The sequence below is a fragment of the Candidatus Uabimicrobium helgolandensis genome (assembly GCF_041508025.1).
In the GTDB taxonomy this organism is placed as follows: domain Bacteria; phylum Planctomycetota; class Uabimicrobiia; order Uabimicrobiales; family Uabimicrobiaceae; genus Uabimicrobium; species Uabimicrobium helgolandensis.
This window is the reverse complement of sequence record NZ_CP165719.1, coordinates 2,373,173-2,387,031: the sequence shown is the minus strand read 5'-3', so window position 1 is coordinate 2,387,031 and position 13,859 is coordinate 2,373,173. Positions and strand designations below refer to the sequence as shown.

General features: G+C 35.9%; 9 protein-coding genes. 5 read left to right on the top strand and 4 right to left on the bottom strand.

Going from position 1 to position 13,859, the window contains the following annotated elements:
• Positions 1 to 267: 267 nt before the first annotated feature.
• From UABHE_RS08735 to UABHE_RS08725, 3 genes are all read left to right on the top strand, one after another.
• Positions 268 to 3,054: a response regulator gene (locus tag UABHE_RS08735; protein ID WP_372369865.1), complete on the top strand. Its 2,787-nt coding sequence runs from the start codon at positions 268 to 270 to the stop codon at positions 3,052 to 3,054.
• Positions 3,055 to 3,149: 95 nt separating this feature from the next.
• Positions 3,150 to 3,521, top strand: a complete 372-nt coding sequence (locus UABHE_RS08730; protein ID WP_372369864.1) for a response regulator — start codon at positions 3,150 to 3,152, stop codon at positions 3,519 to 3,521.
• A 2-nt stretch (positions 3,522 to 3,523) separates the two neighbouring features.
• Positions 3,524 to 4,789: a protein kinase gene (locus UABHE_RS08725; protein ID WP_372369863.1), complete on the top strand. Its 1,266-nt coding sequence runs from the start codon at positions 3,524 to 3,526 to the stop codon at positions 4,787 to 4,789.
• 69 nt (positions 4,790 to 4,858) lie between these two features.
• Here UABHE_RS08725 and UABHE_RS08720 read toward each other — a convergent pair whose 3' ends face one another.
• Genes UABHE_RS08720 through UABHE_RS08705 form a run of 4 tightly spaced genes read right to left on the bottom strand, consistent with a single transcriptional unit; the run spans position 4,859 to position 9,492 of the window.
• Positions 4,859 to 5,614, bottom strand: coding sequence for an MBL fold metallo-hydrolase (locus UABHE_RS08720; protein WP_372369862.1), 756 nt, complete (start codon positions 5,612 to 5,614; stop codon positions 4,859 to 4,861).
• 2 nt (positions 5,615 to 5,616) lie between these two features.
• A complete protein-coding gene (locus UABHE_RS08715) occupies positions 5,617 to 7,197 on the bottom strand; it encodes a hypothetical protein (RefSeq protein ID WP_372369861.1) in 1,581 nt (526 codons plus the stop codon).
• A 39-nt stretch (positions 7,198 to 7,236) separates the two neighbouring features.
• The gene (locus UABHE_RS08710) at positions 7,237 to 9,012 is read right to left on the bottom strand and encodes an Hsp70 family protein (RefSeq protein ID WP_372369860.1); all 1,776 of its coding nucleotides are present in this window, start codon (positions 9,010 to 9,012) and stop codon (positions 7,237 to 7,239) included.
• Positions 9,013 to 9,039: 27 nt separating this feature from the next.
• Positions 9,040 to 9,492, bottom strand: a complete 453-nt coding sequence (locus UABHE_RS08705; RefSeq protein ID WP_372369859.1) for a DUF2760 domain-containing protein — start codon at positions 9,490 to 9,492, stop codon at positions 9,040 to 9,042.
• Positions 9,493 to 9,689: 197 nt separating this feature from the next.
• On the opposite strand from UABHE_RS08705, the gene UABHE_RS08700 reads away from it, so the two are divergent.
• Together UABHE_RS08700 and UABHE_RS08695 are read left to right on the top strand one after the other, a co-directional pair.
• On the top strand, positions 9,690 to 12,410 hold the full coding sequence (locus UABHE_RS08700) for an Hsp70 family protein (protein WP_372369858.1): 2,721 nt from the start codon (positions 9,690 to 9,692) through the stop codon (positions 12,408 to 12,410).
• 9 nt (positions 12,411 to 12,419) lie between these two features.
• Positions 12,420 to 13,754, top strand: a complete 1,335-nt coding sequence (locus UABHE_RS08695) for an ATP-binding protein (RefSeq protein ID WP_372369857.1) — start codon at positions 12,420 to 12,422, stop codon at positions 13,752 to 13,754.
• Positions 13,755 to 13,859 lie beyond the last annotated feature (105 nt).

Here is a 13,859-nt window from a genome sequence, read left to right as displayed (position 1 = left end):
AATATTGCCGCCCTGTTGTTAGCTGAAGTATATTTTGCGTTATTTTAGCTTGTCAATTTTACTAGAGAGTATCTCTATTTATATTTTTCATGATTTGTGTATTTTAAACACTGGCTTTGTTACTTTTCAAGCACATAACAATATTATTGTGCTTTCAAAGGACCTTGCTATTGTCTAAAATAGTTCGAATTTTACAAAAACCTAAACAGAGACAGGCTCTAGGCAATTTAAAAATGTTCTTGCAGCAAATGTAGGAAAGGTTATTCCGTGTTAAATACAAGTACATCAACAACGAATTCTGATTCAATTGAAGAGTTTTTTGAAGAGCACCAACAGCAAACTATTGCCCAAGCAAATTACTTCCTAAGCGGTTGGATAGTATTACAGTGGTTTGTAGGTGTCTTACTTTCTTTTAAACTTTTTTCTATAGGATCTATGGATGTCGCACAATACAACTATTTTTTAACGTGCGTTGGTTGTGCAGGAGTGCTATCTCTGTTCTCTATTTTTACAACAATAAAATATTCGTCTTTTGCTTGTTATACACTTAGTATAGCTCAAGCTTGTTTATGTATTATCATGGCTTATTTTTCTCAAGGAGATTTTTCTGTCGCTTTATATTCACAGATTATCATCTCTTTATCTATTCTTGCATTATACCGCAACGTAAATATATTTGTTCTGTTTTACGTCTTTATAATTACCCACCATATTACTTGGTACTATGTATATACAGGAAATAGTCTTGGTGTTCTAGGAAATGAAGGAAGTATTGTTAGTAGTGGTGGGTGGATCATTTTAGTTGCAATATTTTTTATTGCTTATTCTATTGCAGGAAAAAAAGAAATACTACGCATCGTTTCCAAAAGAGTAGATTTAGAAAGAGCAAATCAAGATATACAATCTCAAGCTGAGAAAAGAGAGCAAGAATTACAAAGCAATAAGGAAGCTCTTCAACAGAGTAACTGGATGAAAACAGGAGTGACAGAACTCAATGATAAGATGCGCGGCGAACAAGAAATTCCGGTAATGGCCAAGAATATATTGAGCTATTTAGTTCCATATTTGAATTCGCAAGTGGCGGCTCTTTATTTAAAAGATCGGGACAATATATTCAAGCTAGTTGGTTCTTTTGCTGGAAAAGGGCAAAGTTATTTGACAGAAAAGTTCAAATGGGGTGAAGGTTTACCAGGGCAAGCAGTAAAAGAAAAAAAGCGTCTTATTCTTGACAACGCTGGCGATACTCTAACTATTAATGTAGGCATTGGAGAAATTCGCGTCGAAAATATTTTATTTTTACCTCTTCTACATGAAGATGATGTAAAAGGGCTTTTTATCATAGGAAGTGCCCAAAAGTTTACGATTCAACAAATGGAATTCCTTGATGATGCTTCGGAAAATATAGCCATTTATTTTAATACCGCTCTTTCGCGTTTAGAAATGCGCAAGCTTTTGGAAAAAACAGAACAACAACGCCGTGAATTACAAAAACAAAACAGCGAGATTATCACTCAGCAAAAAATACTCGACTTAAAAAACAAGCAATTGCAAGAGAGTAATAAACATAAAAGCGTGTTCCTAGCAAACATGAGTCATGAATTACGAACACCTCTTAATGCGATTATTGGTTACAGTGAACTTTTATTAGAAGATGCAGAAGAGATGGGCGAAGAAGATTTTGCATCGGATTTGAACAAAATCAAATTTGCTGGTAAACATTTATTATCACTTATCAATGGTATTCTCGATCTATCAAAAATTGAAGCTGGGAAAATGGAGTTGCATCTTGAAAAATTTAATATTAACGAGATGCTTGGCGAAATACTTGTGACTGCAGAACCATTAGCACTGAAGAACTCTAATCGCTTAGAAACTGAGTACCCTGATAATTTAGGTGAAATGCGCGCAGACTTAGTTAAAGTAAGGCAAGTTTTGCTTAATTTGCTCAGCAATGCTGCTAAGTTTACCGATGAAGGTACTATTACTTTAAAAACCTCACTAACAAGCGATCGCGTATTTTTTATCATTAGCGATACTGGAATAGGTTTAAATCCAGAACAAACGGATAGACTTTTTGAGCCTTTTTCTCAAGCCGATTCATCAACCACACGCAAGTATGGTGGGACAGGTTTAGGGTTAACTATTTCTAAAAAATTCTGCGAAATGATGGGCGGAGAAATCAATGTTAAAAGCGTAGAAGGAAAAGGCTCTGTTTTTAGTGTTGAACTACCATTAGAGGTCGAAGACAATGAAGAAGTAGTAGAAAATATAGGCATTGAGAGTAAACCTCTTACTCACAAAAAAATACGAGTTCTCGATAAACCAGGAACAATTTTAGTAATAGACGATGATATTACTATTCATGATGTTATGCAGCGTTTTGCTAATAAAGAAGGTTATAATCTCGAAATCGCAATGAACGGAAAAGAAGGTTTAGAGATGGCCGCTTCCGTTAATCCTCAAACTATCTTTCTTGATGTAATGATGCCCAATATTGATGGTTGGGAAGTACTAAAAAAATTAAAAGAAAATCCGCTTTTAGCTAATATTCCAGTTATTATGATTTCTATGGTCGACAAAAAATCTATGGGATTTGAATTAGGGGCAGCCGAGTATTTAACAAAACCATTAGACCTTGACCATTTAGCGACTGTGTTGCAAAAATATAAAGACAATGAAACTCCGTCTATTTTAATTGTCGAAGACGATCAAGATATGCAAGAAATGATGATGCGTTCTTTAGAAAAACAAGGATACACAGCGATAGTTGCCGAAAATGGGCAAAGTGCTTTGCAGAAAATTGAGAAAAATGTTCCCGATTTAATACTTCTTGATTTGCTAATGCCACAAATGGATGGCTTTGAATTTTTAGTTAAGTTACGTACAGATTCACAGTGGCAAAATATACCTGTTGTAGTGGTCTCAGCAAAAAATATTACTAAAGAAGATCGTGAAAAGTTAAGTGGAAGCGTTCAGAAAATAATAGAAAAAAGTGAGTTGAGCAGTGACGATTTAATGAAGAAGATCAGCACGCTAATAAAATCATCTTCATAATATTTAAAAAATAAATAGTTAAAGCGTTACAGTATAATACTTTACGGTCAAGATTTTATTTCTATTTTGCTATGATGTAGTTCTAGGAAACCACTATGTTTAAAATTCTTTTAGTTGAAGATAATGAACTAAATTACGACATGTTAATGCGTAGGTTAAAAAGAAAGGGATTTGAGATTATTCTTGCCGTAGATGGAGAACAGGCTATTGACAAAGCACAGTCACAAGGACCAGATTTAATTTTAATGGATATGAGTCTTCCTAAAATTGATGGTTGGGAAGCGACAAGACGTATCAAACAAAATCCGCAAACTCAAAATATACCGATTATTGCACTTACAGCTCACGCTATGGTTGGTGATCGCGAAAAAACACTACAAGCAGGTTGCGATGAATACGATACAAAACCGGTCGATTTAAAAAGACTTCTGTCAAAAATAAATATTTTTCTTACGAAAGAGGATTAATAGTGAAAAAAGCGGAAGGAGCGAATATTCTCGTTGTAGACGACAATGAGATGAATCGCGACATGCTATCGCGTAGATTAAAACGCAAAAAATTTTCGGTATTAACAGCTGCAAGTGGTTTAGAGGCTGTTGAACTTGTAAATAAACACAATTTTGATCTTATCCTCTTAGATATAAATATGCCAGGAATGAATGGGATTGAGGCTTTACAAGAAATTCGTCAAAAATTTTCGATGACAGAATTACCAGTTGTTATGGTAAGTGCAAGATACCAAAGTGAGGACATTGCTTGGGCCTTAGAAAATGGAGCTAACGATTACATAACAAAGCCCGTCGATTTCGTAATTGCCATGGCGCGAATTAATACTCACTTGTCGTATAAACAAGTAAAGGAAAGTGTTGAAAAGTGCGTTACCATGGACGGCTTGAGTACGAGTGCAGGAATAAAGATAGGGGAAGATTTTTTTCACTATAAAATTGAAGATGAGCTAGGCCAGGGAGGCATGGGAATAGTTTACAAAGCGTATGACACAAGATTAGAACGTTATGTTGCAGTTAAAAGTATCCGCGAAACTAGTGAACGCTTGATCAAACGATTACAACAAGAAGCGCGCGCTATCGCTCAAATTAAACACCCAAACATTATTACTGTTTATGATATGGGAAGCACTCCTTTACATTATTTTGTAATGGAATACATTGAAGGGTATACTTTAGATCACTACATAGATGGTGGAGAAGTTACGCCTAACATCGCGGTAACCATAGCGCAGAAGATTGCCAATGCTCTATTTACCGCTCATAAATGTGGTGTAGTTCATCGCGATTTAAAACCATCAAATATTATCATTGATGACCAAGGTGAGCCGCATATTATGGACTTTGGCCTCGCAAAGGTAGCAGAAAACGAAAAATTAACTAAGGACAATGAAATTGTAGGAACACCTTGTTATATGGCTCCTGAGCAAATTGACGTAAAAAGAGGTGGAATAGATGTTCAAACTGACATTTATTCGGCAGGTGCTATTCTTTATGAAATGATTACAGGAAAACCACCATTTGAAGTTAAAGGAACCAAAATTCACGAAGTGTTATGGAAAGTATTACAAGAGGATCCCGTTAAACCAAGTACACTACAAGAAAATATTCCACAAGAGCTCGATGAAATTTGTTTAAAAGCTTTAGAAAAAGAGAAAGAAAAGCGTTTTGGTAATGCCCAAGAAATGGAGCAGGCGATAGCCAAAGTATACTATCAATATTTTTGTTAAGTACTATTCCTCTCAAGAAGGTCGTGGAGCGATAATCTTCTTCGATTAAAGCACCACGATTACTGTCCTTTATTCAAGCTCAACAATATCACCATCATTAGCCAAAGCGATATCTAAATTTTCTGCATTAGCAATAACTTCCTTGTGTCCGTGTACAAGTATAATTTTATTGCTATCGATGCGATCACGATTTTCTTTGATTTCTTGATAAGAACAGTGTCCTATTCTTGGCTCTGGTTTATTGTAGTGAAAGCTTTCACAAATTAAACAGTCACTTCCTTTCGCAAGATCTATAATGCCTTCATGCCACTGTGTATCACCTGTAATTGCAACATACTTACCTCCCATAAAAATACGATACCCAAGAGACTCAGGCGCGTGCTCCATAGGAAATGTCTCTACAATTACTTTATTGTTATCAATTACATACTTTTGATTAGGTTCGTACTCGGTAATTTTTCTTGCAAAATGATTATACTCTTTCTTCGAATATAGGTTTGGATAACTCAGTTGAAAAAGCTTCTCACACCTATCATTTAAACCCACAGGGCCAATATAAAGCATATCTCTTTTTCGTGGAAAATCAAATAATAATGAAAGATCAAAATGCGCTGTTCCCATGAAGTGATCTGCATGAAAATGAGTGAAAAGTATAGCATCTACATCATTTGGATTTAATTGCATCTGTTGAAAACGCATAAGTGTATTCGCACCACAATCCACTAATAATTTGAAATTGTCTGTACTTAGCAAAATAGATTGTTGCGCGCGCCCACCAGAATTTGTTGCATCTCCTGTTCCGATAAAGGTAATCTTTACACTCATTTTTAAATTTCCTCATTCTTAAAACGACCTGAAATAGCTGTAACGACAAGAGTAACTAAAGCAAAATGAATCAATTTTGTATACTGTCCCATATGGTTAAAAGCTACATGTGCATAATTTTGCCATTGCGAGAAAGAACTATGAAGTACTAAAACTTCTTGAGGTATACCTACGAGAGTATAAAGAGCAGTCCACACTCCAAATCCCAAACATGCAAGAGCGCCAATAAGCATTCTTTTGTATAACTTAACTTTTGCTAAACAATACAATACTCCCCAAAACCAAACAAATACTAACAGTAACCTACTGCAAAAATTCACTGTACCAATAAAAACAGTATCTTCAGGACTATGTTCTGTAGTAATTAACTTTGTATCTGTAATCGTATTTATTATATTAGTTTTGGTGCCAGACTCATTGGTGCCAGACTCAGACTCATTGGTGCCAGACTCATTGGTGCCAGACTCATTGGCAGACTCATTGGTGCCAGACTCAGACTCATTGGTGCCAGACTCAGATTCCATATTGCCAGACTCCATGTTAGCGGACTCATTGGTGTCAGACTCCATGTTAGCGGACTCATTGGTGCCAGACTCATTGGTGCCAGACTCAGATTCCATGTTGCCAGACTCCATGTTAGCGGACTCATTGGTGTCAGACTCCATGTTAGCGGACTCATTGGTGCCAGACTCAGATTCCATGTTACCAGACTCATTGGTACCAGACTCAGATTCCATGTTGCCAGACTCCATGTTAGCGGACTCATTGGTGTCAGACTCAGATTCCATGTTGCCAGACTCTATGTTACCAGACTCTATGTTAGCGGACTCCATGTGACCGGACTCCATATTGCCAGACTCCATGTTCACATTAGAATCTAGGTTAGATGTACCATCATTATTTAAATCGTTACCTGAACGATCTTCAAAATTTTCAGTGTCGTTGGTGTCGTCAATAAACGGTTCTTCGTTGACCTCAGAATCTGATTCTTCGGTGTTATCAGTTATTTTATTTGGATCATCAACTTCAAAAACATCGTCGTAAATATTTTCTGGAATGGTAATGGTCTTTGTAAGAATACTGCTTTTGAGAATTGCTTGTTCACTATTTATTTCGCCACGCAGTAGTTGTAGGTTTATTTTTAAAACACCATAGTAATCATTTGTGGATGTTATTTTACTTATAATGTTATTTTGATTGTCGACTACAAGTGTAACAGGTACTTTCTCATAACCAATTTCATTTAATAAATTGCGCTCTTCATCAATATAAATGGGAATATTAAGTGATAGTGTATTTGTTAATTCATTTATAATAGTTAGATCTGGTTCAAATTCAAGAGAAGACAGTAAACAGATAAATTCTATATTAGGGTAATTTGTTTTTAGTAGTTTCAGCGAGTATAAAAGAGGGCTGCTTATAGTTTCTGCTTCGTCAAAAAATAAGATAATTTTTGCTGATTTGTGGTCTGTGCTTTTGTATATTTGACCGTTTATGTCCTTTACTTCAAAATCTGGCATTTCCTCTGCATTTAATAAAATGCATGAAAACAACAATACCAATATCAATATTATTTTCTGCATAGTGCATTCCTTAAAACTTATATACGAGTTTTCGCATGGTTATTGATCGAGTTTTCGAACATTAAATTGTAAATCCCAATTGTGCTTGTTATCTGTCGTACGGCATGAAATTTCTAGCGTTCCTACTTCTGTAACCTTACTGTGTAGTTTTACAGGTACCATATCTCCTTTGTTTACTCCGTCTTTGACATCAAGAATTGTTTCTAAAGGAGAGCTACTTTCTAATTCGTCAACACTTTCAATATCATTTCCTATTTCGTCTTGTTTACGAGTGTTTGAACTAAAGAAAGGAAATTCTACTGGTTCACCAACAACTAGTCCTAGTTCTGTTCCTGGAACATCACTTTCGCTGCCTTCTTCCATACCGTTTGGAATAACACACAGAGCCCTTAATGGAGCAGGAACACCTGGAATAGCAGGCATTGCCGATTCTATTCCTAAATAATAGGAGCGTCCTACTCCTCCACGTATCCTAATTCCTTCACCATATTTGGCTGCACCGTAATAAACAGCACCAATTGCAACAGATGTGTCTAAATCTTTGCTTTGCAGTTTTTTTAAATTTGAATCTGGAAGCCAAGAGTTGATTACCGAAACCACTTGTTCCTGTAAAATATCGGCCTTGAACACTCCGCCATTAAATAAGACAGCTGTAGGACAAAGAAGTTCCTCGTTTATTGAATTTTGTTTTAGAAAATTGGCAATATGTTTTGTTATTGCCGGTTCTGTAGCATACGGGAGTCCCATTTGCATCAAACCTACTTTATGTTTTTGTATGGCTAAATTATTGATATCAACTTCGGGAAAAAATCCATTTTTAGCTATATTTTCTAACTCTTCTTTTGTTAATTTTGCTTTCAGAGTTCCGCCAATCAAACTGCTACTACGCCCTAAGATAGCTACGTTAGTTTTAGCTAATGAAGGGTCACTGAATAATTTTTCCTTGGCTTCACAACAACTATACCACAGCGATAAGGACTGCCACGGATCAAGTTTAGCCTTTGGAAGTTTAGAGCTTACCAAATGTGCAAGAGCTAAATCAATATTGTCACCACCCAGTAAAATATGGTTACCAACAGCAACGCGATTTAATTCGAGATTTCCATCTCGCTCTTCTACAGAAACAAGGCAGAAATCGCTTGTTCCTCCTCCAATATCAACGACTAAAACAATATCGCCAACTTGCAATTTATTTCGCCAACTTTCACCTTGCTGGTATAACCAAGCATAAAATGCGGATTGCGGTTCTTCAAGTAGTGTAACTTCTATTCCTGCGGCCTTGGCAGCTTTCACAGTCAATTCTCTAGCAACAGCGTCAAAAGAGGCAGGTACTGTTAAATAAATATCTTGGTCGCTAAATGCCGCTTTTTTTTCTTTACGGAATTGATGGTTCCAGCTCTCTTTTATATGTAGTAGGTACCTTGTCGAAGCTTCAACGGGAGAAATCTTTTCTAATTCACTGTCTCCTTGAAAAGGAAGTAGTTTTTCTTCGCGATTCACTTGTTGATGAGAAAGCCACGACTTTGCAGAACTAATCATACGTCCTGGAACTTTATTTCCTTGTTTGCGTGCTAACTCTCCACAACAATAATTCATGCTCTTATTCCAAGGTAAGGCAATTTGTTTTTTGTTTAGGTCGTGTTCTCCAGGAATATAAAGAAAAGATGGCAGTGATTTTCGTTCTTCAGTATGTCCTTCTTTTGTTAGCTGTAAAATTTCAAACAATTCGATGGGAGAATCGCTGCCCTTTTTTTTGTAAGCCACGACAGAGTTTGTTGTTCCTAAATCTATGCCAATTATGTAGTTTCCATCCATATCTAACGCCTTTATATTAGGAAGTCCCTATATTTCTATTTCTGCTTTTGCAATTACCGATGAATCTTCTTGTGCAGGAAGTTTTTTACTCTCAACTATTCTCCATCCATGATGCTGTACTGTTCCTGTGTAAGGTGGAGCTCCTGCGACATTACCTACTAATTGTATGGCATTTTTTTCAAAATTTTCAACTATTTTTATCGATTCGCCTTCTGATTGTTGGGTAACAGATTCGATAGTGAATATTTTATTTAGTGCTTTGCGAGTTTTTTCGTGGACTTCGCGAGCAGCTGCTCCAATTTGTTCGTCATCAAATTCAGAAATATCTTCTTGTAAAAAGTCAACTAGCCGGCCTTCTTCTTGCAGAAAAGCAAGTAAAAGTTTTGCATCTTTTAAGGGGTCTTGTTTTTGCTGATTAGGAAAATTTCCATCTGTAAGTGCGCGAAAAAAACAACGAAAAGCGTTTAACAACCTTTTCATATAAACTCCTTTTGATTTTGTCGAAAATTTTTAGTATTGTAATCCATCCACTATATTTGGGCAAACAATAAATGGCTTTTGCAATCAAATTATTTTCAAGGTATTATTAGGGCGTACCTCTACTCATATTCACCAGAATGGGACATCCCCTAGGCTATATTTATCAGGTTACTTAGATTTACGATTGGAAAATGAACATGCAGGAAACACCTTATCTCGTAGGAATAGATCTTGGAACAACAAATTGTAGTGTTGCTTATATAGACCGTAAGCGTAAGCGTTCACAACATAAGGTCAAGATATTTGAGATACCGCAAGTAGTATCCACGAATACTATCGAGGCGCGCAAAACACTGCCTTCTTTCCATTATAATTTATCAGAACACGATGCTTTACCTATTACAATGCCTTGGGAAGACAAACCGAATTTTGTTGTTGGAGAATTTGCTAAGAAGCAAAAAATACCTAACAATATAGTTCATTCTGCAAAATCATGGTTGTGTCATTCTCATGTTGATCGCCGCAGTGCTATTCTACCGTGGGGATCAAAAAACCCACAAAAAATTTCTCCTGTTGAAGCTTCTGCACGCTATTTGATATTTATTAAAAAGGCTTGGAATGAATACACTGCAAAAAATCCAAACGAGTATTTAGAAAAACAACAAATTATACTCACCGTACCTGCAGCTTTTGATCAAGACGCAAGAGAATTAACTCTAGAAGCAGCAACTCAAGCAGGTTTTATGAATGTTAGCTTACTTGAAGAGCCGATGGCTGCCTTTTATTCGTGGATTTACTTCTATCAGCTTAAATGGCCAAAAAAAGTAGAAGATAATATGCTTGCACTCGTTTGTGATATCGGAGGAGGAACGACAGATTTCAGTTTAATTGAATTAAAAAGACAAAATGACAATGTTAATTTTAAACGCATTGCTGTTGGTAAACATCTGCTTCTTGGTGGTGACAACATGGATTTAGCACTTGCTCATAGTTTAGAAAAAAGCAAGTTATCCAATAATCAGTTCTTGGAACTAGTGTCTTCGGCGCGCCATGCAAAAGAACATTTGTGGACAAGCGGTAATGAAGAAAAGAGCTTAAATATAAATATTATGGGAGGAGGAAGTTCTCTCATTAAAGGTTCTAAAAAATTTCATATAGACCACTCGCTATTAAATAAAGTTATCGTGGAACAATTTTTTCCTTTTTTGAAGTGGGAAAGTCCTTCGTCTTCTGTTCAACCTGGCTTAAAACAATGGGGGCTTCCTTATGAAACAGATCCGCGCGTTACCAAACATTTACGAGATTTTTTACAAACGCATCTTCCACAAGGTACAAAACCAGATTTAGTGCTCTTCAATGGTGGTGTTCTTACACCAAAAGCAATTCGCGATCACATATCTAAACAGTTACAACAGTGGTTCTCTACTGATTCATCGACTTGGAAACCCATTGTTTTAACAAACAATAAATTGGATTTAGCTGTAGCAATAGGTGCAAGTTATTTTCATCTTGTACAACGTGGAGAAGGGATACAAATTGGTGGAGGTATACCTAGATCATATTACCTGGAGATAAAGAAACACAAAGGGCAAAAAAAAGGGCTGTGTATTTTACCTTTCGCTTCACGCCAACAGCAATTTTTTGAAATCAATCAACATGCGCTTGAAGTCATAGCAAAGCAACCTGTTTCGTTTAAGATTTATTCGAGCAACGAGAGAAAAAATGATGAGTTAGGTGAAATTGTTAATATTGAAGATGATATGTTACCTTTACCATCTGTACAAACTGTGATCAAGGTGGGAAAAACAGCTAAAAATCATCAGATACCAGTTACTTTACAAGTTCAAATGAATGAAATAGGGCTTTTAGAGATACGCTTAGTTGCCAAAGATTCTGAGCGCATATGGCGTTTACAATTTCAAATGACAGAAACTCAAAAACAAAAAAATCCGAAACAAGTATCTTCCAAAAAGAAAATTGTATTCCCTGAGCAAAAAGTAAAAGAGATTATTCACGGTGTTTTTTATGAAGATCATCCTCCTCGAACATTAAAAAACGATATCGAAAAAATACTTGGTTGCAAAAAAGACGCTTGGGATTTACAATTAAATCGTAAAGTGTGGGATATTCTGATCTTATTCGCCGCGCAAAAAAATCGTAGTGAAAATCACGAAGAACGCTGGCTACATCTTATCGGATTTTGTTTACGACCAGGTATTGGTTTTCCTGGAGATGATTGGCGTGTAAAGAAACTGTTTCCTATACTGGAAAATCGCGTTCACTTTCCGCGAAATATACAAAGTTGGATGGAGTATTGGATTTTATGTAGGCGCATTGCTGCCAGTTTACGCGGAGATCAGCAACTAAACATACTAAGATCATTTGGTGAACATTTGCTTGGGGAATCTACCAAGTGGAAAATGAAAAAAAATAACCGCAAGCATGTTAAAGCTGCAGAAAAGATTGAAATGTGGCGTACAGCTTCTAGTTTTGAAAATTTATCAGTAAAAGTAAAACAGCAACTAGGAGATGAGGTAATACGGCTGCTTTCAAAAGAACAAAATACAGAATACTTATACTGGGCTCTAGGGAGGCTAGGTGCTCGTATTCTTTTTTATAACCAAAATCCTTTAGATAAAGAACAAATTACTCCATGGATAGAAACACTTCTCGCGATTAAGAACGATGATTTTCATCGTCTATCTTCTTTAGCGCAGTTAGCACGAAAATCTGGAGATCGTGCTATCGATATAAACGACACTCTACGTCAACGTGTAATTGAAGAGCTGCAAAATCATGATGACTCAGTAAAGGTAGCAGAGCTATGTTTATCAGTCGAAACAATTACAGTACTCAATGAAAAATTACAAAAGCATTACTTTGGCGACTCGCTTCCTACAGGGCTTGTTTTGAAATAGGTGCACTTAGTGAATATTATTGTATATATATTTCTGGTTATGCTTGTTTTAATTTCTCTGCTTTTTTGGCATATAATTAAAAGAAACATATGGGAAAAAGAACTTCATAAAGCACATGCTAAATTGCAAAAAATTAACTTGCAGTTGCAAAGCGAAGTACAACAGCATGAGAAAACAAGTCGAGAAAAACAGCGAATACATACTCAGCTTCTACATACTCAAAAATTAGAAGCGATTGGTAGGCTTGCTGGTGGAATTGCTCATGATTTTAACAATTTGCTAACTGTTATATTGGGTTATAGTGATCTTATTATGGAAGAAACAGCTGATGATCCATCGGTATATGAATTAGCACAAGAAATCAAACAAGTAGCGCAACAAGCAACGACTTTACCAAGACAATTACTTGCTTTTAGTCGAAAGCAAGTGCTTCACTCAGAAATAGTGGATGTCAACAGCATGCTGCAAAAAATGCGTAAATTTTTAAGTCGCATGATTCGCGAAGATATTCAACTTAAAATTGATTTCAGTCTTGATGATGCTTTTGTTGAGGTAGACCCTGGGCAGATTGAACAAGTAATTATGAATCTAGTGCTAAATGCTTGTGACTCTATACCTAACGGTGGAAAATTAACGATTACTATAGATAAAGTTCATATCAATCCTCGTGTTTCAGAATTTATGGTTGATGCAGTTTTTGGTGATTTTGTGTCTATAGCAGTTTGTGATGATGGATGTGGAATAGAAAAAGAACATCTCCCTTATGTTTTCGAACCATTTTTTACAACAAAACTTAACGAAAACTCAGGGTTGGGCCTTTCCGTTGTTTATGGTATTGTCAAACAACATAATGGTTGGATTCATTTAGAAAGTTCAACAAAACGTGGAACAAATATTACTGTTTTTCTACCTTTTTGCAAAACAGTTTATTGCCACGAAGAAAAAGATTCAGAAACTCCAAAAGAACTTTATCAAGGACAAGGAGAAAAAATATTACTTGTGGAAGATGATGTTCAAGTGTGCAGATTCACAAGTAAAATATTACAACGAAATGGTTATAAAGTATTTAAAGCCCATAGTGCTGAAGAAGCAATAGATGTATTTCTTGAAAAAAACTGTACGTTTGATTTGGTTTTCAGTGATGTCGTTCTTCCTAAAAAAAATGGCGTAGAGTTGACAGAATATCTGATGCAAAAAAAGCACAACTTACCAGTAATACTAACGACTGGGTATGCTGATCAAAAACTACAAACGCGATTCATAGACAAAAACCATCAAAAATTACTCAAAAAACCGTATAGTGTATCAGATTTACTTTATGTTATACGTCAAACATTAGATTAGAGTAGAGTAGCATCCTGAACCTAGTATTTTACAGGGTACTAAGTAACTTGGCAAAAGTAGTTATCTTTGGCGGTTACTTAGAAACAAATGAAAGTAGTAAAGGTA

Excerpts from the sequence above, each read along its gene's own strand:
- UABHE_RS08720 (WP_372369862.1), bottom strand. The coding sequence starts at position 5,614 with ATGAGTGTAAAGATTACCTTTATCGGAACAGGAGATGCAACAAATTCT.
- UABHE_RS08705 (WP_372369859.1), bottom strand. The coding sequence starts at position 9,492 with ATGAAAAGGTTGTTAAACGCTTTTCGTTGTTTTTTTCGCGCACTTACA.
- UABHE_RS08715 (WP_372369861.1), bottom strand. The coding sequence starts at position 7,197 with ATGCAGAAAATAATATTGATATTGGTATTGTTGTTTTCATGCATTTTA.
- UABHE_RS08700 (WP_372369858.1), top strand. The coding sequence starts at position 9,690 with ATGCAGGAAACACCTTATCTCGTAGGAATAGATCTTGGAACAACAAAT.
- UABHE_RS08730 (WP_372369864.1), top strand. The coding sequence starts at position 3,150 with ATGTTTAAAATTCTTTTAGTTGAAGATAATGAACTAAATTACGACATG.
- UABHE_RS08710 (WP_372369860.1), bottom strand. The coding sequence starts at position 9,012 with ATGGATGGAAACTACATAATTGGCATAGATTTAGGAACAACAAACTCT.